Here is a 22,302-nt window from a genome sequence, read left to right as displayed (position 1 = left end):
CGATGCAGTTTTTAACGGCCGGACATTTTTTCGCAGTCGGTCTCGGTGCTGCCGTGGGTGCTTGGTTACGTTGGGTGTTAGCGATTTGGTTGAATCAGCCCAGTAGTGCAATGCCCTGGGGTACTGTCGTGGCTAACCTTGTCGGTGGCTATTTAATCGGTCTTGCGTTTGGCTTTTTCTCGACGTTGCCCGCGTTGCCCACTTTCTGGCGCTTGTTTATCGTGACAGGTTTACTCGGTGGGCTTACAACGTTCTCCACGTTTTCGGCCGAGACTGTCGCGCTTCTCGAAGAAGGCCGTTTTGCGATGGCCGCTCTTTATTCGGGTGTCAGTTTATTTGGGTCTTTAGCACTGACCTTCCTCGGTTTAATTACCTTTCAAACCCTTCGTGGCTAGTCTTGCTGTTTTAACAGCGTTTCGGCAGCGTGTAAGCCGCTGCGCACGGCTCCCTCTAAGACCGCAGGATAGCCCGTGTCTGTCCAATCCCCGGCCAGTAAGAGCCCAGGCCACATTGTTTGCGTTGCAGGTCTGCGTAATCCTGGACAAGCCTCAAAGGTCGCTCGTTTCTCGACGATCAGCCGATGGTGGATCACAGCGGGTAGCGTACCTGTAGCCTTCGGGTGTTTTAGACATTGGGAGCGAATTTGTGTCGCGACAGCATCGATGAGCGCATCGCGATCGACCTTAAGCAAGTCTGGCGAATCACTCACGACCACCGTCACTTGATCGCGACAGTTCGCTCGACTGAATACCCACTGCCCAACTTGGAGCGAGGCTGCATCCTCATCAAGCATCATGAGTGGCACGGGTAGTGACCAAGGCTCTTTGAGTTGTAGGGTGAGTGTTGCAATAGAGCGGTAGCTAAAGGCTTGTAAGCTTTGCTGCAAGGCAAGGGCGGTGGGATCGTTGGCTTTTAAACACTCTGCAAGAACGCGTTGTACTGCGTAAGGCGGTACGGCGAGAATGCATGCGTCAAAGAGCACACCATCGACGCGAACACCATCGAGTTGCGGTTGCAGGTTACGCACAATATGGTGGTAACGCGTCGTGACTTGCTGGGCGGCAACAGCAGGCCAAAGAGACGACAGATCAACACGTGGCACGATAAGGTCGGAGGCGATGCTGCTGCCGCCCAGGCCATCGCGCACGACATTAAGAAATAACTGTGCGCATGCTTGTCGGATGGGTGTGTTGAGCGCAGCTAAACAAAGCGGCTCCCAGATTTTGCGGATGAGTGCATCGGACTGGTTGTGTTGCGAGAGCAAGGCGTGCACGCTTTGGTCTGGCAAGGCACGCCAGGCTTTGCGGCGAAGCGCGATTGACATACGTAAAGCGGAGATTCGATCAGCGATTGTTAAGCCCCGCATAAAGCTCAACGCCCATAATAGATTTAAGGGGGCGATGAGGCGAGGGGCGCGCAAGCGGAAGCTGCCGTCTGCGCTCTCCAGCGTGAGCGGCAGTCGTGTGAGTAACTCCGTGTCAGGTCGTTGTGGGGAAAGCTGTCTGATGAGCGCCAGACACTCGGTATAGGCACCGAGCATCAAGTGTTGACCATTATCGATCGTACCAAGTCGAAGGTCACTCACGCCGCGTGCACGACCACCCGGCGCGCCTGAGGCCTCAAAGACCGTGACGTGCGCCCCTGCGTTCTTTAGTCTGAAAGCTGCGGCGAGTCCGGCCCAGCCAGCACCGATGACGGCGACATTCACCTGTCAGAACCTGAGCGCTTGATTTGTTTGATAATGCTGCGTCCTGAGCCCACAAAGTTTTTCCAGGCAAGCCAGAACTTGCGAACCGGCGTCAAGGAGATACGCTGGTGCAACACTTGCCAGTTCTCGTGTTCTATTTCATTGAGCAACGCATAATAAATTGCAGCCATCATTAGACCGGGTCGCTGAGCGCGACGCTCATTTGCGGGCAGGGCCTCGACAGCCTCGCAGTAGAGTGCGCGCGCACGTGTACCTTCAAAAGCCATCAGCGCGTCAAATTTCTCTGAATACTGGCTATTTAAGATATCAGCCGCACGCACGCCGAAGGTCTGTAGATCACTGATCGGCAGATAGATGCGGCCTCGGCGTGCATCATCACCGACATCTCGAATGATGTTGGTTAATTGAAACGCGATACCGAGCTTGCTCGCGTACTGGAGTATTGCGGGGCTCTGCGCGCCAAAGATACCGGCCGAGAGTTCGCCGACTACGCCAGCCACGTGCCAGCAATATTTTTCGAGCGCGGGCCAATCCAAATAGCGCGTCTGATCGAGATCCATCTCCATGCCATCGATGATAGCGAGTAGACGTTCACGCGTAATCTGGAAGGGAGTAAGCCAGGGCGAGAGTGCTTGGGTGACGGGGTGTTCCGCCTTGCCCTGATACATGGTCTCGACTTGCGTGCGCCACCAAGCCAGTTTGATCCGCGCAATCGAGGTGTCTGTGCACTCATCCACGACGTCGTCGACTTCGCGGCAAAATGCGTAAAGCGCCGTAATTGCCAGGCGACGCTCAGGAGGAAGAAAAAGAAAAGCGTAATAAAAGCTCGAACCGCTTTTGGCTGCTTTCTCTTGGCAGTATTCGCTTGGGGTCATGGGGTTATCGCCAAAGTGCTCGCCAAAGCATGATTATCCAGTCCGTTGGCCGCAAGATCGGCCGCTTAGTGAAGACATCAAATTTCACTTGCTCAATTTTTTCAAGAATTCTTAAACCGCCGTGCACGATCAGTCGAAGCTCGAGCCCAATCCGGCCAGGCAAACGACGGCCCAGTGGGTAGCCAAAGTGTAACAATGTACGGCATTGTTTGATCTGCTCAGCCATTAACGCGCCCCAAGCAGGTGTGCATGCCCCACTCGCGATCAGTTCTTCTGAAACGCCAAAATGCGCTAAAGCATCGGTGGGCAGGTAGATTCGATTCTTTTTCCAGTCTAGTGCGACATCCTGTAGGAAATTGACACGCTGTAAGGCGCTACAAATAGCGTCTGACTGTTCGATGGATAGGGCATCTGTGGTGTTGTAGAGGTGCAGCATGAGGAGCCCCACCGGGTTTGCCGAAAGTCGGCAATACGCGAGGACCGATTCGTCATTGGGGTAACGCGTTTGTGTGAGGTCTTGCTCGAAGGCTGCCAACAAGTCCAGAAAAGGCTTAAAGGGCAGGTTATGTCGCTTGATGGCCTGGTCCAGTGGCACGAAAATCTGGCTGAGCGAGTTCTGCGATGAGGCAGCGTTTGGACTGTTTGCTGCGAGCGCCTCTAGGGCAGCGCGATACTGCACGAGTTGCGCCAGGCGTTGCGCGGTGGAGGCATCTCCCTCGTCGGCGATGTCGTCTGCGCTGCGGGCGAAGCGATAGATGGCCACCACCGCGGGACGCAAAGGCGCCGGCAACAACCGAGACGCAACGGGGAAATTCTCGTAATGATCGACAGCCATAGGTAAATTATGCTTAATCTCTATCCGGACATGCAAGTCGCAGTGTAGGGCACGTTTGCAAGCCCCCCTGCGTTAGACTACCAGTCTTAGGCGCATAGCGCGCCAGAGTGTTTCATGGCCAAAATTAAAACAATCTTTGCATGTTCCGAATGTGGTGGTATCAGTCCAAAATGGCTGGGCCAGTGTCCGCATTGTCATGCTTGGAACACGCTCGAAGAGTCCCGTGACACGGGTGTTTCGGCCCAAGCCGAGCAGCATCGCTATGCACCTCTTGCGACCGCCAGCCCTCTGCGAAGTTTATCGGACGTCGAGGCGCTCGAGTTACCCCGCATGTCCACAGGTATCGCGGAGTTTGATCGTGTGCTGGGCGGCGGTTTAGTCGCAGGCGCTGTGGTGTTGATCGGTGGTGACCCAGGGATCGGTAAATCGACGCTCTTGCTGCAGGCCTTGGTTGCCATGTCGGGCGCCTCTAGGGTGCTGTATGTCACTGGTGAGGAGTCTGCCGAGCAAGTGGCCTTGCGTGCGCGTCGGCTGGGTCTGTCTGGTGGCTCGGTTGATCTCTTTGCTGAAATTCGTCTGGAGGCCATTCAGGCCGCTCTTTTAGAGCAACGGCCTGCAGTTGCCGTGATCGACTCTATTCAAACGATTTACTCCAGCGAGTTAACTGCCGCACCGGGATCGGTGTCGCAGGTCAAGGAGTGCGCCGCACAGTTGACGCGTTTGGCGAAACAGGCAGGTATCCCCATCGTGATGATCGGCCATGTCACCAAAGATGGCACGTTGGCCGGGCCGCGTGTGCTTGAGCATATCGTTGATACCGTTCTCTACTTTGAAGGCGACACGCACTCATCTTTTCGTTTGGTTCGCGCCTTTAAAAACCGATTTGGTGCAGTCAACGAGCTGGGTGTGTTTGCCATGACCGATCGCGGGTTGCGCGGCGTCTCGAATCCTTCCGCTCTATTTTTGTCTCAGCACTCTGCGCAGGTATCCGGCTCTTGCGTGATGGCAACGCAAGAGGGGACGAGACCCTTGCTTGTCGAGATACAAGCATTGGTGGACACCGCCCATGTCCCGAACCCCCGCCGCTTGTCTGTCGGCTTGGAGGGAAACCGCCTGGCAATGTTACTGGCTGTCTTGAACCGCCATGCGGGGGTGTCGACTTCCGATCAAGATGTTTTTGTAAACGCAGTCGGTGGCGTGCGCATTACTGAGCCTGCCGCAGATCTGGCCGTATTGCTCGCCATTATTTCGTCGTTGCGGGATCGCCCTTTACCTAAAGGGCTGTTCGCGTTTGGTGAAGTTGGTCTTGCCGGAGAGGTTCGACCTGCGCCACGCGGTCAAGAGCGCTTGCGTGAGGCGGCCAAGCTGGGATTTTCTGTCGCGATTATTCCAAAAGCGAATGCGCCGCGCCAGGCGATTGAAGGTCTAGAGGTTTGGGCCGTTGACAGACTTCAGGACGCTTTGGATCGGTTGCGCGCATGAAACTCTTGCCACTCATTCTGAAGCAGTGCTGGCGCGATGCACGCGCGGGTGATCTTCGGTTGCTTGCACTGGCGGTGTTGATCGCTGTGGCGGCAGTGACCAGCGTTGGTTTTTTGGCAGATCGGGTTGGTCGTGCGCTCGAGCGGGATGCGGCACAAATGCTTGGTGCCGATCTCGTCGTCGAGTCGCCTAGTGCGATACCGGAGAATTGGTTATTACGGGCACAAGACAATGGTTTGCGCACGGTACGCAGTTGGCAGTTTCCTTCAATGGTTGGGGGGGATGCAGGACTGATGCTCGCATCTTTAAAAGGAGTTGAGTCCGCATACCCTTTGCGAGGTGCCTTGCGTACGGTCACCGTGCTCGGTGGCCCTGAGGTCACAACGACTTCGGCGCCCGACATCGGGGAAGTGTGGGTTGATCCGCAAATTTTGGCACAGACTGGTTTAAAAATTGGTCAGATGCTGAAAGTCGGGGACCTCAAACTGACCATTGCGCGTGCTATTGCTTACGAGCCCGATCGTGGACCCCAGTTTGTCAATCTTGCGCCACGCGTGATGCTGCGTGCAGAGGACTTAGCGCGCTCTGGTCTGATTACAACGGGCAGTCGCATTAACTATGCCTTACTCATCGCGGGGAATGGTTCTGAGGTCGAGCGTTATCGGGCCTGGCTCGATACGGTCATGCGCTCTGGACAAAAAATTCTCACTGTCGAATCCGGTCGGCCTGAAATCCGGCGCTCGCTTGATCGTGCACAACAGTTCCTTGCCTTAGTGGCGATGCTGGCCGTGTTGATTGCGGCGGTGGCTGTTGCGCTGGGCGCGCGACGCTTCGGCCAGCGGCATCGCAACAGCGTGGCGATGATGCGCTGCCTGGGTGCGACACAGCGACAAGTGTCGACGATTTTGATTGGTGAGTTTGTCGCGGTTGGGGTGCTCGCCTCAATCGTCGGTGGCTTGATTGGTTGGTTCGTACAAATGGCAGGTGTCGGAATGCTGGCGGGTTTGGTGGGTGCAGAACTCCCCGGCGCAGGTTGGACCCCGGCGGCACAGGGGCTTTTTGCTGGCCTTTGGTTGTTATTGGCTTTTGCTTGGCCACCACTGCAGGCCTTGCGTCATATTCCGCCCTCACAAATTCTGCGTGCGCAAGCCCAGCCGATTCCCTTACAAAGCTGGCTGGGCTATGCGCTCGGTCTCGGTGGTTTTTTGGTGCTGATGTGGTGGGTTGCGCAAGACCTCAAGCTGGGCGCCGGTCTGGCTGCTGGCTTTGTAGCAGCTGCCGGAGTCTTTGCTCTAGTCAGCCTGACATGTCTTTGGTTCTTGGCTAAGCTGCGCGTGCATCTCGATGGCTTCCCCGTGCTGCGCTTTGCGCTGGCAGGCGTCATCAGGCGTCGCGGGGCGACCGTGGCGCAAACTAGCGCGTTGGCAATCGGCATGATGGCCATTCTCTTGCTCGCGATCGTTCGTACGGATCTGCTCGCCGGATGGCAGCGGACGCTTCCTGCTGATGCGCCCAATCGGTTTTTGATTAATGTTCAGACGGACCAGGTAGACGAAGTACAACGGACCTTGTCCAAGGCAGGGCTCGATACGGTGCGTCTGTCGCCCATGATTCGTGGTCGATTGATTGCCCGTAACGGCGCGACTGTCAGTTCCGCCGACTATACCGACGCACGCGCACAGCGGTTAGTTGAACGCGAGTTCAACTTATCGTATGCAAGCAATGTGCCAGAACCTAGACAGATCGTGGCGGGGCGCGATCTTGATCCGAAAGCGTACGAAGTTTCGCTGGAAACAGGGCTTGCAAAATCTCTACGTCTGGAGCTTGGTGATACGCTTGAATTTGATGTGGCGGGTGAGTCGGTTAAGGTCTTAGTGACCAGTCTGCGCAGAGTCGACTGGGACTCGATGCGTGCAAACTTCTTTGCGATTTTGACTCCTGCAGCGCTAGCTGATGCACCTCAGACCTGGATGACCGCCTTCCATTTACCGCCAGGAGGCACCCGTACAACACAGGAACTACTAGAACGTTTTCCTAATCTGACCGTGTTTGACGTGGGTGCGATTCTCAGCCAGTTGCAAAGTATTTTGGATAAAGTGGCAGTAGCCGTGCAGGGATTATTCGTTTTTTCGTTACTCGCTGGAGCCGTGGTCCTGGCGGCGGCTTTGACGGCAACACGTGATGAGCGCGTTCGTGAGGCGGCGCTCCTGCGGGCCTTTGGCGCCTCGCGTCGACAGCTTGCTGGTGCGATGCGGTCTGAGCTCTTGGCCGTGGGTGCCTTGGCGGGGATTTTGGCGTCTTTGGGCGCGAATCTGGCGGCCTGGGCACTGTCCCACTGGGTCTTTGAGTTTGATATGCGGTTTTCCTTGTGGCCTTGGCTTGTCGGGGTGACGGTCTGTATGTTGGGCGCATGGTTGGCGGGGGCCATTGTCCTGCGAGGCGTCTTGAAGACTCCTCCGCTTACGATCTTGCGGCATCAATAAACTTGCGAAGCACTGTACTTATGACTGACACAACTGAGTCCACACCGTCTGCGTTCGATATGCTCGGCGGAGAGGCGGGTATTCGTCGGTTAGTCGATCGGTTCTACGATGTAATGGATGTCGATGCAGATTTGAAGATCTTGCGCGACTTGCATGGTCCCTCCTTGGACCAAGCACGTGACAAGTTGTACTGGTATCTTTGTGGTTACTTCGGTGGGCCTCAGCACTACATCGAGCGCTTCGGGCATCCGCGATTGCGCGCCCGACACCTGCCATACGCGATTGGAATTGTTGAGCGTGATCAGTGGTTGTTGTGTATGGGACGTGCGATGAAAGACTTATCTTATGATGATGCCTTGATCGAACGCATGCTGGAAATATTTTTCGGTGTAGCGGATTGGATGCGGAATAAAGATGGCTGATCAGCTGGATGCGCAGACAGTTCAAGTTGGACCGCATGCGTGGGTGCGCGCTGATTTCGGGCTATTTGCGCCGGGACCTAGCCCATCTTCCGAGGAGTTAGTTGCGTGGTTTGATCCCAAGGACCCGCGCTGGAAGGCTGTCGCAGTCGGAGTGGGTGGCCGCAGCGCAGCCTGGTTTTTACAACTGCGCGACCTACGGGCTGTCTTGCGTCATTATCGTCGTGGCGGCTGGGCAGCCAAACTGGTACGTTCTAGCTATGTTTGGACAGGCCTGTCAAAGACACGTGCCTTTGAAGAGTTTGAACTCCTCAGCCTGATGCATCGTGCGGGGTTACCGGTGCCGCAACCTATTGCGGCGCGTGTTCAGAAGCGAGGTTTACTGTACGAGGCGGCTCTGCTAACCGTTAGGATTCCAGAGGCGCAGCCGCTTGCCCGCGTAACGGACCCAGCGCTTTGGGCTCAGGCGGGTAGAGAGATTGCCAGGATGCACGCCTTCGGAGTCTGGCACGCCGACTTAAATGTGTACAACATTTTGGTAGATGCAGAGAATCGCATTTGGCTGATCGACTTTGATCGAAGCCGACACAGTCCGGTGAACGATGGCTTGCGCGCCGAGAACCTCTCCCGCCTTTTGCGGTCAGTTCGAAAAGTTTTGCCTCAACAAGAACACTTAAGTTGGCCGGCACTGAATCGGGCTTATCAGAATGCGTGGGTGGGCTTTAATGAACATATGGAGTAGATTGTTATGACGTTAAAGATTTTTGGGTTGGCCAAGTGCAGCACTTGCGTGAAGGCGCTTGCATGGCTCGATGAGCATGGAATTTCGTATCGTTTCGAAGATTATCGCGACCATCCCTTGCCGCAGGCTTCCTTAAAGAAATGGTCGACAGCGCTGGGAGGTTGGGAAAAGCTCGTCAATCGAGCCTCCATGACTTGGCGCAATTTAGACGAGACATTAAAGACGCCGCAAACGGATGCGCAGTGGCTGAGTTTGATCGCAGATTACCCGGCACTAGTGAGACGTCCGCTTACGGTTTATGCGGATCAGTCTGTTTCGGTTGGCTTTAATGAAAAACGCTTCACTGAAAAGCTAGGGATCAAGTGATGGATGCTAGTGTGTTGTCGATTGTCACGGTACTTGCGAGCGTCTGTGCTGCCATCTTTGCCGGCCTGGCTTGGCTGCGGGCGCAGCGGGCTGGCGGCACCGCTAGTGAGCCCAAGCTTGATCAGATTTTGAGCGCACAAGAGAGACTTGAGCGCAGCTTAAGGCAAGAGCAGACCGAGGCACATCGTCAGTTACGCACCGAGTTAGCAGAGTCCTCGCGCGCACTACGCGCTGAGCTCGCTCAGAGCGATAACGATTTTCGCGCAGCCATGGCTCGCGACGCAGCCGCTGGGCGCACAGAAAGTGCAGAATCGCTCAACCGTTTCGCAATGGGGTTCTCTGAGCAGCTGCAAGCACTGATCCAAGCCAACGAGCGTCGGATCAACGAATTACGCACCGCCGTTGAAGAGCGCTTATTGTCCTTACAAACGGATAACTCCGCCAAGCTTGACGAGATGCGACGAACAGTCGATGAAAAACTCCATGCAACCCTTGAACAGCGTTTGGGCGAATCCTTTAAGCTTGTTTCTGATCGCCTAGAGGCCGTACACAAAGGCTTAGGTGAGATGCAGACACTTGCCGCAGGGGTAGGTGATCTCAAACGCGTACTGACCAACGTAAAGTCCCGTGGGACATGGGGTGAGGTCCAGTTGGCACGCCTCATCGAAGACAGCATGACGCCGGATCAATACGCTCGTAACGTCAAAACGGTTCCGGGTAGCGATGCACAGGTCGAATTCGCGGTGCGTTTGCCAGGGCAAGGTCAATTTGATGAGCCTGTTTGGTTGCCGATTGACGCTAAGTTTCCCAAAGAGGAATATGAGCGTTTAATGGATGCGCACGAACTCGCTGATCGCGACGCGATGAAGGCTGCCGGGTCGGCACTGGGCCGCGCGATCGAACTGCAAGCCAAGACGATTGTCAGCAAGTATGTATCGCCACCACACACGACTGATTTTGCAATCATGTTTTTGCCGAGTGAAAGTCTTTATGCCGAGGTGTTGCGACAGCCAGGCCTTCTAGACAAATTGCATGACCTGCGTGTGAACGTGGCAGGTCCTGCCAACTTAGCGGCGTTGCTCAATAGTCTACAGATGGGTTTCCGCACCCTCGCCATTCAGCAACGCTCCTCTGAGGTATGGCAGGTTCTCCGTGCCGTGAAGACAGAGTTTGGCAAGTTTGGCGACACGTTGGCAAATGTTAAGAAGTCGCTTGATACGGCGAGCAATCGCATCGGACAAACCGAATCTCGTACCCGTATGATGTTACGCAGTTTGAAAAACGTCGAGGCGATGCCGGAGGACCAGGCCAAAGCGTTGTTTGCCCCAGAGACTGGTGACGCCGATCTATACGATGGTGATGCGGATCCTGATGTGGGTGACGTCTCGACCGACATATCTAAAAAATCCTAGAGGACAAGAGTATGCTTTCCCAACACGATCTTAAATTACAGGCTGCTGAGGCAGCGCTTTCACTGATTGAGCCCATGCTGACCGCTGAGGCCGTAATTGGTGTGGGTACGGGCTCGACCGCCGACTTGTTCATCGATGGGCTAGCGCGATTTCGTGGACGCTTTCGTGGTGCCGTCGCAAGCTCTGAGCGCAGTGCAAAGAGACTGAGCGATTTAGGGATTACCGTGTTGGATTTGAATCAGGTAGAGTCAATGCCCGTCTACGTCGATGGCGCCGACGAAATTAACGCCTCTTTGCATATGATCAAAGGGGGAGGCGGGGCACTCACCCGTGAGAAAATCGTCGCCTCTGTCGCACAAAAATTTGTTTGTATTGCAGACGAGTCAAAGCTTGTTCAAATCTTGGGGAAGTTTCCCTTGCCGATTGAAGTGCTGCCGATTGCACGGCAAGCTGTCGCTCGGGTCGCCTTGTCGCTAGGTGGTATGCCCAAACTACGCGAAGGTTTTGTGACAGACAACGGAAATCAAATTCTGGATGTGTCTGGACTGAGCATTACAGATGCCCTCACACTTGAAAAGCAATTGAATAGTGTGCCCGGAGTTGTGACGAACGGATTATTTGCAATCCGCCCGGCTGATGTGGCTTTGTTGGCTACACAGCATGGCATACGCCGCCTGTAGGCGCAGACCTCTTCGAGCGTGGGTGATTTTTAGGCAGAAGGTGGCACGAAGCCTTGGGCTTCTACGTCGATGTCTTCAAACAGATGTTTTTCCATTTGTTCTTTCAGGTACTTGCGGGCGCGTGTGTCCGCAAGATTCAATCTGTTTTCGTTGACCAGACGCGTCTGGACATTTAGCCATTCCTGCCAGGCTTCTTTGGAGATACTTTGCCAGATACGGGTGCCCATCTCGCCCGGATAGGGTGGGTAATCCAGCCCTTCGGCTTCTTTTTTAAGCTTTAAACACTGTACGGTACGGCCCATGGCGGTTAATCCTGTCTAGAACAAAGTGGCTGCATTGTAGGGGGTTCGAGGTTTTGCTGGCGAAGAACCCCCAAACACTACAGGCGTTTTATAAAAATGAGGCTGTTACGCGAGCGGTTGTAATGCGCTTGTTTTTCTTTTGGTAAGTCAGCAACCCCACCTTGAACGAAGCCGCGTTTGATAAACCAGTGCGAGGTGCGGGTGGTGAGCACGAAAAGACGTTTGGCTCCGTGGCCTCTGGCACGTGATTCCATATGTCGCAGGAGAATTTCTCCCTCGCCTGTTCCTTGCCATTCAGGATGCACGATCAGACAACCCATTTCCGCCATCTGATCCTTTGGGAAGTCGTGCAGCGTTGCGCAGCCGTAAATCACGCCGTCGTGCTCGAGCACGGTAAAGTTCTCGACATCGCGCTCAATGACCGCACGGCCCCTCGGGACCAGCGTTCCGTCTTGCTCCAACGGTTCGATCAGTTGCAAGATGGCGCCAACGTCATCGATCGTTGCGGGCCGTAGGTCGTCTAGTGTGTCTTCCACCACCATGGTGCCAACACCATCGTGCGTAAAAATTTCAAGCAGTACGACACCGTCCATTGAAAACGGTATTAAATGTGCGCGCGTCACGCCGCGCTTCACAGCACGCGAGGCGAACTGCAGATAGAACGCAGTGTCCGAATCTACCGAGCCCGAGGCGAGCAGCGCATCAGCATCAAGCCGTGCTAATTCCGTGTCAACACTGCCATCTTCAGAAATCACCCCAGGTGATTCGGTCAGAAAGATCAGTTTCTCGGCGCGCAAGGCGGTCGCGACACTCGTGGCCAGCTCTTCCATCGCGAGGTTAAAGGCTTCACCCGTTGGCGAGAACCCCAGAGGGGATAGCAAGACGATTGAGCCGCGATCAATCGATGAGCGCAAAGCCTCGACATCGATCTTGCGAACCTGACCGGTATGTTTGTAATCTACGCCGTCAATAATGCCGGTGGGGCGCGCGGTCACAAAGTTACCTGAAATGACCCGAATTTGGGCGTGAGACATCGGGGTGTTCGGCAACCCTTGGCTGAAGGCCGCCTCGATATCAAGGCGTATCTCGCCGGCCGCCTCTTTGGCGCACTCAAGTGCATCGGCATCCATCGGCGAACGACCACGGTCAAATTGTTGACTGAAGCCTTTCAGGCGCAATTGTTCGTTGACTTGGGGGCGCGAGCCGTGCACGAGTACGAGCTTGATGCCTAGGGCCGAAAGGAGGGATAAGTCCTGAACTAGCGTATTCAGGACATTTGCCTGAACAAGTTCGCCACCAAAGGCGACGACAAAGGTCTTTCCACGAAATGCGTGCACATAAGGAGCTACCTCACGGAACCACCGGACAAACTGTGCGGCAGCGAATTCTGGGGCTTCTTGCGCGGATACGGTCTCTTGTTCTAGGGAATCAGGCATGGTGGCTAGTGTTGTAAACCTCGTGGTCTGTGAGTTTGAGAGATAAATTTTATAATGTCCCGTTCAGCGGATCCGAAAATATGCCCGATTCAAAGCGCTCAGCCGATCTAAGGCCAGAAAGCGTTGTCATTTCCCCACGACTTGCCCCTCCGATCACCTATCCAGAGGATTTGCCGGTCAGCGGACGTCGTCAGGAGATCGCTGCCGCGATCGCCGCGAATCAGGTTGTTATCGTCAGCGGAGAGACTGGCTCGGGGAAAACCACCCAGTTACCCAAAATCTGTCTAGAGCTCGGACGAGGGCTCTCCAAGATGATCGGCCATACCCAGCCGCGTCGATTGGCGGCAAGCTCGGTCGCCCGACGCATTGCCGAGGAACTGCAGTCCCCGCTGGGGGAGTGGGTGGGCTATCAGGTACGGTTCCAGGATCGCAGCAGCGCGCAAACTGCGATCAAACTCATGACTGACGGGATTTTGCTTGCAGAGTCCCAACGCGACCCACTCCTGCGTCGGTATGACACGATCATCATTGATGAAGCCCATGAACGCAGTCTGAATATCGATTTTCTGCTCGGCTATCTGCGGCAGCTCTTGCCCAGGCGCCGGGATCTTAAACTGATCATTACCTCGGCGACGATTGATGCAAGCCGGTTTGCCAACCATTTTTGTGATGCTCGAGGAAAACCTGCTCCAGTCATTGAGGTTTCAGGACGTCTGTATCCGGTAGATATTCGCTATCGCCCGGTTGAGCCTCCTGAATCAGAGACGGCCAGCGCCCCAGGTGGCTATGCGGCATCCGAGCGAACGCAAGCGCGCGATGATGAGCGCGACCTCATGAGTGCATTGGTGGATGCAGTCGACGAATGTGCCCGCGTGGGTGCGGGTGATATTCTCGTGTTCATGCCAGGTGAGCGTGAGATTCGCGAAGCCGCCGAGACGCTACGCAAGCATCATCCCCCAAGCACTCAGATACTGCCGCTGTACGCACGCCTGTCACAGGCCGAGCAAGAGGAAATCTTTCGCCCGAGTACCAATGCGAGAAGGGTAGTGCTTGCCACGAACGTGGCAGAGACCTCGCTCACGGTTCCCGGTATTCGCTTCGTGATTGACAGTGGACTCGCACGGATCAAACGCTATTCGTGGCGCAATAAGGTCGAGCAGCTGCGTGTCGAACCCATTAGCCAGGCCTCTGCGAATCAAAGAGCAGGGCGTTGCGGTCGTTTAGGGCCCGGGGTATGTATTCGTCTCTACGACGAGCAAAGTTTCAAAGACCGTCCAGCCTTTACGGATCCTGAAATTTTGCGCTCCTCACTGGCCAGTGTGATTCTGCGTATGAAGGCCTTAAAGCTCAACAACATCGAGGCCTTCCCTTTTGTAGATCCACCGAGTGGGCGGGCGATTGCTGACGGCTACCACTTGTTACAAGAACTAGGGGCCATGGATCCGGACGGGGAGCACCCAGAGGCTCTCACACCAACTGGGCAGGCTTTAGCGAAGCTTCCAGTTGACCCCCGGATAGGTCGCATGATTCTTGCAGCATGCGATCAACATTGCCTCACTGAAATGTTGATCATCGCCTCTGCGCTGTCGGTGCAAGACCCGCGTGATCGTCCCATGCAAGCGCGCGAAGCTGCAGAGAACGCGCACTCCAAATTTTCGGATGACAAGTCGGAGTTTGTTTCCTACATCAAACTTTGGCGCTGGTATCACGAGCAGGTTGCGCATAAAGACTCGCAACGCAAGCTCGTGGCTCAGTTGCGTCAGCAGTTTCTTTCACCGCTACGTTTGCGCGAATGGCACGATATCCACAGCCAACTCATGGCACTTGTTGGTGAACAAGGGTGGCGTTTGAATAAAACCGAGGCCACACACGAACAGTTGCACCTCGCGTTGATGTCGGGTCTCTTGGGAAATTTGGGTTTGAAGTCCGAAGAGTCAGGGCATTATCAAGGGGCGCGTGACATTCGTTTTTGGATTCACCCTGGATCCAAGCTTCTTAAAAAAGCCGGCAAGTGGGTGATGGCCGCTGAGCTTGTGGATACCTCTAAGCTCTATGCACGCTGTATCGCCAAGATCGAACCTGTCTGGGTTGAGCGGGTGGCCGGGCATTTGATTAAGCGCTCCTACACGGATCCGCGTTGGGAGCGCAGGCTCGGACAAGTGGTTGCGAACGAAAAGGGTTCGCTATACGGGTTACCAGTGTATTCAGGTCGGCGGATTCACTATGGTCCGCTAGATCCCGAACGTGCTCGGGAAATCTTCATTCTGCAGGCGCTCGTTCCAGGCGACCTAGAAAGCAATTTGCCGTTTATTGCCCAGAATCGAAAACTGATTGCGCAGATTGAAAAGTTGGAGCACCAGACCAGGCGCCCAGATATTCTGGTGGATGACGCGTTGATTCAAGCCTTCTATGACCGCTTGTTACCGGCCGATATTCATCAAACGGCGACGTTTGAGCACTGGTTTAAAGGTTTGTCGGCGGACCAGGCGAGCAAGTGGCTTCTGACAAAAGACGCGCTCATGCGTCATGAGGCTGCTGGCGTCACAACGGAAGTCTTCCCTAAGTTTTTTGAATGGCAGGGCGTGCGTCTGGCGGTCGATTATCACTTTGAGCCGGGCTCGCCCAAAGATGGATTGACGGTAACCGTTCCACTGTACTTCCTGAACCAAGTTGATGCGGCTCGTTGTGAATGGCTTGTGCCCGGCATGGTCAAAGAGAAAGTGCAGCTGTTGCTGAAGTCTCTTCCACAAAAAATCCGGCGACATTGCGTACCGCTCCCCGACTATGCAAGTGGCTTCTATGAGCGTTGGTATGAGCGCCTCGATCAACCCGGCTGCAGCCTGATCGACGGCATTATTCAAGATATGTGGACGCAACTAAAGATTCGTCCCCTACAAACCGACTTCAAACTAGAGACGCTACCTGCCCATTTGTTCATGGCCTTTAAAGTCATTGACGAGCACGGACGGATGCTGGCGGCCGGACGTAATTTGGCACAGATTCGCGCAGAGCTTGGCAAGCAGGCGCAGGCAACCTTTCAGCAGCTCGCCAATCGAGATCAAGCCGTTGCCAACGTCTTGGCGCAGGACGAAATTACCGACTGGAGTTTTGGTGCGCTGCCCGAACTGATGGAGATTCGTCGAAAAGGTCAGACCGTGGTGGGGTATCCTGCCTTGGTCGAGCGTGGCGCAACCTGCGCGCTCGATGTGTTTGATGATCCTCACGTGGCATTACAAGCGCACCAACGCGGCTTGGTGCGGCTCTTTAAGATTGCCTTGCGAGAGCAAGTTAAATTTCTTGAAAAAAATCTGCATGATCTGACTCGGTTGAGTATGTTGTATTTGCCGCTGGGGTCTCAGGAGAAGCTGCGAGATCAAATTATTGATTGTGCAATTGAGCGTGCCTGTTTGGCAGAGCCTTGGCCGTCTGATGCCGCGTCTTTCGAGGTGCGTCGCCAAGAGGGGCGAGCCAAACTTGGCTTGCTTGCGCAGGAAGTGGCGCGTCTTGCCGGTGCAGTCCTAACCGACTGGGCTGCGCTGCAACGCAAATTGCCGCAAGCCAAAACTCACACCAACACCTATCAAGATGTACAGAACCAAAGCCAGCAGTTGGTTCCCCCGGACTTTGTCTCGCGTATTTCGTATGTCCAGCTCGGGCATGTTCCGCGCTACCTGAAGGCGTCGATCGCAAGGATCGATAAGTTGCGCACAGATCCCGCGCGTGACGCAAAGTTGATGGCAGAGATGGCGCCTTTGCAAAGTCAGTACATGCGAGCACGCAACGCCCTTAAAGGGGCGGAGGATAAGAGGCTGGATGAGTTCTACTGGATGCTCGAGGAGCTGCGGGTTGCGCTTTTTGCGCAAGAGCTTCGCACCCCTATGCCCGTCTCAGTCAAGAGACTACAAAAGGCATGGGAAGCGATGCAACGCTAGCTTTATACGGTAACGAATAGGTAAATCGCGAGTGCGATTAATGAGAACTTTGTGACTTTGTATAGCGTCCGATTCGCCTTTTTAAAGGCGCGGCGTTTTTGGTCTAGCAGCCAATGGTAGTGGGTCAGCTTGTTGATCAGACCTGTCTGGTCGCTCTCTGCATTGGGGGAGCTCGCAGCCGACATGGCGACACGGCCAAACCAATGATTGAACGCCGTGACCCAACCCCATTTCGTTGGTCGTTCTACATCGCAAAATAAAATGATGCGGTTTTCTGAGGTGTGATTGTAGGCGTCGTGTATGTAGGTTTCATCAAAAATAACGCCTTTGCCGTCGCGCCAACTATGCCGAATACCATCCACATCGATGTAGCATAAGTCGTTATTTGGTGTGGCCAGACCTAAGTGGTAGCGCAGCGAGCCCGCAAACGGATCGCGGTGTGGATTGAGTTGTCCTCCGGGAGGCAATTCGGCAAACATGGCAGCTTTGACGCTCGGAATCTGGTTAAGTAGGGCGACCGTTTTTGGGCAAAGTGTTTCGGCCGAAGGGTGGCGCGCGTCGTACCACTTCAAATAAAAGCGCTTCCAGCCGTACTTGAAGAACGAGTTGAAACCAATGTCGTTGTGTAGTTCAGGGGCTTTGATTTGCTGTAAGTGGTTCAGGTGCAGCGCCTCATCACGGATGACCTCCCAATTGTCTTCCAGCAGCTTGAGCTCCGGCATCGTTTCGTTTGGGATGTAAGGTGTAGTGGGTACCCGCGAATTCAATACCATGAGCGCATTGATCGGCGCCAAGATGATTGAGTGATCCAATAACTGGCGTCCCAGCGGCAAGCGCACGCGGCCTCGAAAGTGGGCAAAGAGGATCGATGCAATCCAGCCTGTCAAAACGATCCATTTCATGCGCTTTCCTATTTAAAGCTTATGTCTGCTAGGGCTATTAGACCCTAAGAATCATCGAATAAAAATCGGTTTGATTGAGGCCGAAAAAGGTACAATGACCACATGCACGCCCAAGCTCAGTCTCCTGTACAAAGCCACCCTTTTGTGCACCTGCGCGTTCACTCCGAATACTCGGTTGTGGACGGTACGGTGCGCATACCGGATCTGATCGAGCGTGTGGCAGAGTTAGGTCAGCCAAGCGTCGCGCTGACGGATCTGTCAAATGTTTTCGGTCTAATCAAATTTTACAAAGCAGCTCGGTCTGCAGGCATCAAGCCTGTTGTGGGCTGTGATGTTTGGCTCACCAACGACGACGACCGCGACAAAGCAACCCGTATTTTACTGCTCGTCGCAACCCAGGCAGGTTACCTAGCCCTATGCGAACTGTTGACTCGAGCTTGGCTAGAGAACGCGCATCGCGGTCGTGCCGAAATGCGTCGCGAGTGGTTTGAGGGTGTTCAGGGCCTGATCGTCTTGTCGGGTGCCCGGGGCGGCGATATCGGACAGGCATTGTTAGCCGGAAATCCTGAATTGGCCAAGTCTTTGGCACTTTCCTGGAAAAAAACATTTCCGGATAGCTTTTATATTGAACTGCAGCGAACCGAGGCCGAGGCTGACCAAGCCTATGTGCACGCAGCACTAAGTCTCGCTTCAGATTGCGGTCTGCCGGTCGTGGCTACGCATCCAGTTCAGTTTCTAGGGCCCACTGAGTTTCAAGCCCATGAGGCGAGGGTGTGCATCTCTGAGGGTGAAATCCTCACCAATCCCCGTCGTCCTCGTTGGTTCACGCGCGACCAGTACTTGCTGTCGAGCGCTGAGATGGTCGAGCGGTTTAGCGATGTACCTTCCGCACTGGCTAACGCGGCGGCTATTGCGCAGCGCTGCAATCTAACGCTCGAGCTAGGGCAACCTCGGCTACCGAACTTTCCCACTCCTGAAGGGGTGTCGCTTGATGACTACTTGGTACAGTTATCAGAACAAGGGCTTGAGCGACGTATGCAGCACTTGTTTCCGGACGCTGCCAAGCGTCAGGAAGCGTATCCCTTGTATGCCGAGCGTTTGGCCCTTGAATGTGAAACCATCATCAAGATGGGTTTCCCTGGGTATTTTCTGATCGTTCAGGATTTTATTAATTGGGGTAAGAGCAATGGGGTGCCTGTTGGACCAGGGCGGGGTTCTGGTGCGGGCTCGCTGGTGGCCTACTCGCTGGGCATCACTGATTTAGATCCCATCCGGTACGACTTGCTCTTTGAGCGCTTTCTGAATCCAGAGCGCGTATCGATGCCTGACTTCGATATCGATTTTTGCCAGGACAATCGCGAACGTGTGATTGAGTATGTGAAGACCAAATACGGTCGCGAGGCGGTCAGCCAGATCGCCACCTTTGGTACGCTTGGTGCGAAAGCGGTGGTGCGTGACGCCGGACGCGTACTGGACATGCCCTACCTGCTGTGTGATGGTCTGTCCAAGCTGATTCCGCATAATCCAGCCGATCCTTGGACCTTGGACCGCGCACTGAAAGATGAACCTGCTTTTAAAGAACGCTACGAAAGCGAAGAAGAGGTGCGTGCGCTCGTGGACCTCGCGCGGCCCCTAGAGGGCTTGACACGCAACGTAGGCATGCATGCAGGTGGGGTGCTGATTGCCCCGGGCAAACTGACCGACTTTTGCCCGCTGTATTGCCAGCCTGGTCAAGAAGGCAGTGCGGTATCGCAGTTTGATAAGGACGATGTCGAAGCTGCCGGTCTTGTTAAGTTCGACTTCCTTGGTTTGCGTAACCTAACAATTTTGGATTGGGCTGTGCGCTTTGTGCGCGGCTTTAACGCCGAGCTGCATGACTTCGATTTAATGTCCTTGCCGCTTGACGATCCAGCCACCTACCAAATCCTGTGCGATGCCAACACCACGGCGGTGTTTCAGCTCGAGTCGCGCGGGATGAAAGAGTTGCTGAAAAAGCTGCGCCCGAACACGTTTGAAGACATTGTCGCCGTGCTTGCGCTGTTTCGGCCGGGCCCACTTGAGTCGGGCATGGTCGACGACTTTGTGAATCGTAAGCATGGTCGCGCCTCTGTTGATTACTTCCATACGGATCTTGAGTCAACGCTAAAAAGCACCTATGGTGTGATCGTGTATCAAGAGCAGGTGATGCTGATCTCGCAAATCGTGGGCGGCTACTCGCTTGGCGGAGCGGATCTCTTACGACGGGCGATGGGTAAGAAAAAGCCCGAGGAAATGGCCGAGCATCGCGGGCTATTCGAACAAGGCGCACTAAAAAAAGGATATGACCCCAAGCTCGCCGTCAAGCTCTTTGATCTGATGGAGAAGTTCGCTGGTTACGGCTTTAACAAGTCGCACTCTGCGGCCTATGCGCTGATTGCGTACCAAACGGCTTGGCTCAAGGCACATCACCCTGCAGAGTTCTTTGCCGCTACCTTGTCGTCTGACATGGATGACACAGGCAAAGTGCAAATTTTCTGGCGCGACTGTCTGGCTAACGGAATTACCGTGTTGCCGCCGGATGTGAATGCTTCAGGCTATCGGTTCGAACCCGTGGCTGACGCGCATAGCGCCAAGGGTGAGCCGCCGCGGACCATTCGCTATGGCATGGGTGCTGTCAAAGGAACCGGGCAGGCAGCGGTTGAAGAAATCTTGCGTGCGCGCAAAGAGGCTCCCTTCACGTCGTTATCTGATTTTTGCCAGCGCGTCGATCGCCACACCGTGAATCGCCGGAGTATCGAAGCATTGATTCGTGCGGGCGCCTTTGATCTGATTGAACCCAATCGTGCCGCGTTGATCAATTCACTTGGTACGGCACTCGAGGCTGCAGAGCAATTCAGTCGTAGCGCCAACCAAGTTTCGCTTTTTGGCGATGATAGTCACGAGGTCGTGGCTACCGAACTCGCGCAATGTCCTCCTTGGGATTTGCGTGCGCGTCTGACCGAAGAGAAACTCGCGCTTGGGTATTTCTTCAGTGGGCACTTGTTTGACGCATGGCGCGACGAAGTGCGACATTTTGTAAGTAAACCCTTGTCTCGCATCGAGCCATCGCGTGACCCTCAATGGGTGGCCGGCGTCATTGCAGGCACGCGAACGATGATGGGGCGTCGCGGCAAGATGCTCTTTGTTATTTTGGACGACGGTAGTGCACAGGTAGAAGTGGCGGTTTACTCAGAGTTGATCGATCAACACCGAAACAGACTACGCGATGATCAATTACTGATTTTGCAGGTCAAAGTCAGTAACGATGAGTACTCGGGTGGTATGCGGGTTGCTGCTGAACATATTTACGATCTGCAGCTTGCAAGAGAGGCGAGGGCCAAGTCTCTACGGATTCGACTCAATGGCAATGCGGATGCCGCAATGCTTAAGCGGGTGTTAAATCCATTTCGTGCCTCGCCCGAGAATGGGTTTGCCGGTACGCCCGTTGAGGTTATCTACGAAAACGCCAGTGCGCGGTGCACCTTGCGTCTCGGTGAGGGCTGGCGAGTACGACTCTCCGATACGCTGGTCGAGCAGCTGACCACCTGGACCTCACCTGCTGATGTGGAAGTCACTTACTGATGAGCGCCAAGCCGTTGCGTATCGTGCACTCCGAGGCTGCGACCAGTTTCGGGGGACAAGAGAACCGCATTTTTAAAGAAATGCTCGCGATGCGGGATCAAGGTCACTACCTCGAGGCAATTTGCCAGCCGGATGCTCAATTAGCAGGTCGTTTGCGCGAGGAGGGCTTTGTCGTGCACACCTTAGGGATGGACGGCACGCTGAATATTGTTCGGGGTATCTTTGCCATCAAGCATATTTTGCAACAAGGTAAGTTTGATGTGCTCAACACGCATAGTCGCCAAGACACGATTATTGCGGCACCAGCAGCTCGCCTAGCCGGTACACCCTTGGTTGTGCGCACGCGTCACTTGTCGAGCAAGATCAACTCATTGTTGTCTTATACCTGGCTGCCTCATCGAATTACAACCGTCAGTGATTACGTCAGAAAGCAGCTTCTTGCCAAGGGTGTTGCCCCGTCGAATATCGAGACGGTTTATAGCCCGATTGCGTTGCCGCCAGTGCCTGAGTCCTCCACATTGCGTGCCGAGTTGGGCTTGTCGGATTCGGATGTCGTTGTAGGCTGCGTGGCGGTGATGCGACCGAACAAAGGGCATGATATCTTGCTTGAGGCGATCGCTCCGTTATTGAAGGCTCGGCCGAATTTGCATTTAGTTCTGGTTGGCGCTGGCTCGCCCACCTATGAGCGAGTCGTTCAGAAAATTGCTGATCTCGGAATTAATAGTCAGGCGCATTTGTTGGGAATGCGCAAAGATGTTCCGAATCTTTTAATTGGGATGGATCTGTTTTGCCTAGCCACGAAAGAAGAGGCGAGTGGTACAGTATTTGTGGAAGCCGCTGCATATGGTCTTGCTTCGGTTAGCACCAATGTGGGTGGTGTCGGAGAAATGCTGGTTGATGGTGTAACTGGTCTGTTGGTGCCCAAGGATGATGTGATTGCGTTTCGCCAGGCGCTCACACGGTTAATTGATGATCCCGCGCTACGCAAAAAATTAGGGCAGGCGGGCTACGACCGGGTGCACACAGAGGGTATGTTTGACACGCAGACACTTTCACGTAATACCGAACGTGTTTATCGCCGCTGGTTAGCAGAGCTAGCGCCACAAGAGCACGCATAAGAATACAAAG

At 54.7% G+C, this 22,302-nt stretch carries 17 protein-coding genes; 11 read left to right on the top strand and 6 right to left on the bottom strand.

Annotated features, from left to right (window positions below):
- Positions 1–2 precede the first annotated feature (2 nt).
- Positions 3–395, top strand: coding sequence for a fluoride efflux transporter CrcB (gene crcB, locus KZZ10_RS08425; RefSeq protein WP_259661079.1), 393 nt, complete (start codon positions 3–5; stop codon positions 393–395).
- Here the strand turns inward: crcB and hpnE are convergent.
- Genes hpnE through hpnC form a run of 3 tightly spaced genes read right to left on the bottom strand, consistent with a single transcriptional unit; the run spans position 392 to position 3,418 of the window.
- Entirely contained in the window at positions 392–1,708 is a 1,317-nt protein-coding gene (hpnE, locus tag KZZ10_RS08420; RefSeq protein WP_259661078.1) for a hydroxysqualene dehydroxylase HpnE, read from the bottom strand. The genes crcB and hpnE overlap by 4 nt on opposite strands.
- Positions 1,705–2,583, bottom strand: coding sequence for a presqualene diphosphate synthase HpnD (gene hpnD / locus KZZ10_RS08415; RefSeq protein WP_259661077.1), 879 nt, complete (start codon positions 2,581–2,583; stop codon positions 1,705–1,707). Before hpnD ends, hpnE begins: the two co-directional genes overlap by 4 nt.
- Positions 2,584–2,587: 4 nt before the next feature.
- Complete coding sequence (gene hpnC, locus KZZ10_RS08410) at positions 2,588–3,418, bottom strand: squalene synthase HpnC (protein WP_259661076.1); 831 nt, start codon at positions 3,416–3,418, stop codon at positions 2,588–2,590.
- A gap of 114 nt (positions 3,419–3,532) precedes the next feature.
- Between hpnC and radA the strand changes: the two genes are divergently transcribed.
- From radA to rpiA, 7 genes are read left to right on the top strand one after another with little or no spacing between them, the layout of a single operon-like run.
- Positions 3,533–4,900: a DNA repair protein RadA gene (gene radA / locus KZZ10_RS08405; protein WP_259661075.1), complete on the top strand. Its 1,368-nt coding sequence runs from the start codon at positions 3,533–3,535 to the stop codon at positions 4,898–4,900.
- Positions 4,897–7,383, top strand: coding sequence for an ABC transporter permease (locus tag KZZ10_RS08400; protein ID WP_259661074.1), 2,487 nt, complete (start codon positions 4,897–4,899; stop codon positions 7,381–7,383). Before radA ends, KZZ10_RS08400 begins: the two co-directional genes overlap by 4 nt.
- A 20-nt stretch (positions 7,384–7,403) precedes the next feature.
- Positions 7,404–7,805, top strand: coding sequence for a group II truncated hemoglobin (locus tag KZZ10_RS08395; protein ID WP_259661073.1), 402 nt, complete (start codon positions 7,404–7,406; stop codon positions 7,803–7,805).
- Positions 7,798–8,544: a 3-deoxy-D-manno-octulosonic acid kinase gene (locus KZZ10_RS08390; protein WP_259661072.1), complete on the top strand. Its 747-nt coding sequence runs from the start codon at positions 7,798–7,800 to the stop codon at positions 8,542–8,544. Before KZZ10_RS08395 ends, KZZ10_RS08390 begins: the two co-directional genes overlap by 8 nt.
- Before the next feature lie 6 nt (positions 8,545–8,550).
- Positions 8,551–8,910: a Spx/MgsR family RNA polymerase-binding regulatory protein gene (locus KZZ10_RS08385; RefSeq protein WP_259661071.1), complete on the top strand. Its 360-nt coding sequence runs from the start codon at positions 8,551–8,553 to the stop codon at positions 8,908–8,910.
- Positions 8,910–10,322 carry a DNA recombination protein RmuC gene (locus tag KZZ10_RS08380; RefSeq protein WP_259661070.1) on the top strand — a complete coding sequence of 471 codons (1,413 nt, stop codon included), beginning with the start codon at positions 8,910–8,912 and terminating at the stop codon, positions 10,320–10,322. The genes KZZ10_RS08385 and KZZ10_RS08380 overlap by 1 nt, the downstream gene beginning before the upstream one ends.
- An 11-nt stretch (positions 10,323–10,333) precedes the next feature.
- Positions 10,334–11,002, top strand: a complete 669-nt coding sequence (gene rpiA / locus KZZ10_RS08375; protein ID WP_259661069.1) for a ribose-5-phosphate isomerase RpiA — start codon at positions 10,334–10,336, stop codon at positions 11,000–11,002.
- A 29-nt stretch (positions 11,003–11,031) separates the two neighbouring features.
- Here the strand turns inward: rpiA and KZZ10_RS08370 are convergent, their stop codons facing one another.
- Positions 11,032–11,304 (bottom strand): oxidative damage protection protein, encoded by a 273-nt coding sequence (locus tag KZZ10_RS08370; RefSeq protein ID WP_259661068.1) that lies wholly within the window; start codon positions 11,302–11,304, stop codon positions 11,032–11,034.
- Positions 11,305–11,381: 77 nt separating this feature from the next.
- Positions 11,382–12,740 (bottom strand): amino-acid N-acetyltransferase, encoded by a 1,359-nt coding sequence (gene argA, locus KZZ10_RS08365; RefSeq protein WP_259661067.1) that lies wholly within the window; start codon positions 12,738–12,740, stop codon positions 11,382–11,384.
- A gap of 80 nt (positions 12,741–12,820) precedes the next feature.
- Here argA and hrpA point away from each other — a divergent pair, with 80 nt between their 5' ends.
- The gene (hrpA, locus tag KZZ10_RS08360; RefSeq protein WP_259661066.1) at positions 12,821–16,672 is read left to right on the top strand and encodes an ATP-dependent RNA helicase HrpA; all 3,852 of its coding nucleotides are present in this window, start codon (positions 12,821–12,823) and stop codon (positions 16,670–16,672) included.
- A gap of 2 nt (positions 16,673–16,674) precedes the next feature.
- Here hrpA and KZZ10_RS08355 read toward each other — a convergent pair whose 3' ends face one another.
- Positions 16,675–17,574, bottom strand: a complete 900-nt coding sequence (locus KZZ10_RS08355) for an aspartyl/asparaginyl beta-hydroxylase domain-containing protein (RefSeq protein ID WP_259661065.1) — start codon at positions 17,572–17,574, stop codon at positions 16,675–16,677.
- Positions 17,575–17,676: 102 nt separating this feature from the next.
- Between KZZ10_RS08355 and dnaE the strand changes: the two genes are divergently transcribed.
- Both dnaE and KZZ10_RS08345 read left to right on the top strand, forming a co-directional pair.
- Positions 17,677–21,174 (top strand): DNA polymerase III subunit alpha, encoded by a 3,498-nt coding sequence (gene dnaE / locus KZZ10_RS08350; RefSeq protein WP_259661064.1) that lies wholly within the window; start codon positions 17,677–17,679, stop codon positions 21,172–21,174.
- Positions 21,174–22,292: a glycosyltransferase family 4 protein gene (locus tag KZZ10_RS08345; protein WP_259661063.1), complete on the top strand. Its 1,119-nt coding sequence runs from the start codon at positions 21,174–21,176 to the stop codon at positions 22,290–22,292. The genes dnaE and KZZ10_RS08345 overlap by 1 nt, the downstream gene beginning before the upstream one ends.
- The last annotated feature ends 10 nt before the right edge of the window (positions 22,293–22,302 follow it).

This window comes from Zwartia hollandica, assembly GCF_019923725.1.
GTDB lineage: Bacteria > Pseudomonadota > Gammaproteobacteria > Burkholderiales > Burkholderiaceae_B > Zwartia > Zwartia hollandica.
Note: the sequence above shows the minus strand (reverse complement) of the source record. Positions and strands in the feature narration are given on the sequence as shown.

What these genes read in the sequence shown, in the direction of transcription:
- KZZ10_RS08345 (WP_259661063.1), top strand. Translation starts at nt 21,174, where the DNA reads ATGAGCGCCAAGCCGTTGCGTATCGTGCACTCCGAGGCTGCGACCAGT.
- hpnC (WP_259661076.1), bottom strand. Translation starts at nt 3,418, where the DNA reads ATGGCTGTCGATCATTACGAGAATTTCCCCGTTGCGTCTCGGTTGTTG.
- KZZ10_RS08355 (WP_259661065.1), bottom strand. Translation starts at nt 17,574, where the DNA reads ATGAAATGGATCGTTTTGACAGGCTGGATTGCATCGATCCTCTTTGCC.
- radA (WP_259661075.1), top strand. Translation starts at nt 3,533, where the DNA reads ATGGCCAAAATTAAAACAATCTTTGCATGTTCCGAATGTGGTGGTATC.
- KZZ10_RS08385 (WP_259661071.1), top strand. Translation starts at nt 8,551, where the DNA reads ATGACGTTAAAGATTTTTGGGTTGGCCAAGTGCAGCACTTGCGTGAAG.
- dnaE (WP_259661064.1), top strand. Translation starts at nt 17,677, where the DNA reads ATGCACGCCCAAGCTCAGTCTCCTGTACAAAGCCACCCTTTTGTGCAC.
- KZZ10_RS08390 (WP_259661072.1), top strand. Translation starts at nt 7,798, where the DNA reads ATGGCTGATCAGCTGGATGCGCAGACAGTTCAAGTTGGACCGCATGCG.
- KZZ10_RS08370 (WP_259661068.1), bottom strand. Translation starts at nt 11,304, where the DNA reads ATGGGCCGTACCGTACAGTGTTTAAAGCTTAAAAAAGAAGCCGAAGGG.
- KZZ10_RS08395 (WP_259661073.1), top strand. Translation starts at nt 7,404, where the DNA reads ATGACTGACACAACTGAGTCCACACCGTCTGCGTTCGATATGCTCGGC.
- hrpA (WP_259661066.1), top strand. Translation starts at nt 12,821, where the DNA reads ATGCCCGATTCAAAGCGCTCAGCCGATCTAAGGCCAGAAAGCGTTGTC.
- crcB (WP_259661079.1), top strand. Translation starts at nt 3, where the DNA reads ATGCAGTTTTTAACGGCCGGACATTTTTTCGCAGTCGGTCTCGGTGCT.
- rpiA (WP_259661069.1), top strand. Translation starts at nt 10,334, where the DNA reads ATGCTTTCCCAACACGATCTTAAATTACAGGCTGCTGAGGCAGCGCTT.
- argA (WP_259661067.1), bottom strand. Translation starts at nt 12,740, where the DNA reads ATGCCTGATTCCCTAGAACAAGAGACCGTATCCGCGCAAGAAGCCCCA.
- KZZ10_RS08380 (WP_259661070.1), top strand. Translation starts at nt 8,910, where the DNA reads ATGGATGCTAGTGTGTTGTCGATTGTCACGGTACTTGCGAGCGTCTGT.
- hpnD (WP_259661077.1), bottom strand. Translation starts at nt 2,583, where the DNA reads ATGACCCCAAGCGAATACTGCCAAGAGAAAGCAGCCAAAAGCGGTTCG.
- KZZ10_RS08400 (WP_259661074.1), top strand. Translation starts at nt 4,897, where the DNA reads ATGAAACTCTTGCCACTCATTCTGAAGCAGTGCTGGCGCGATGCACGC.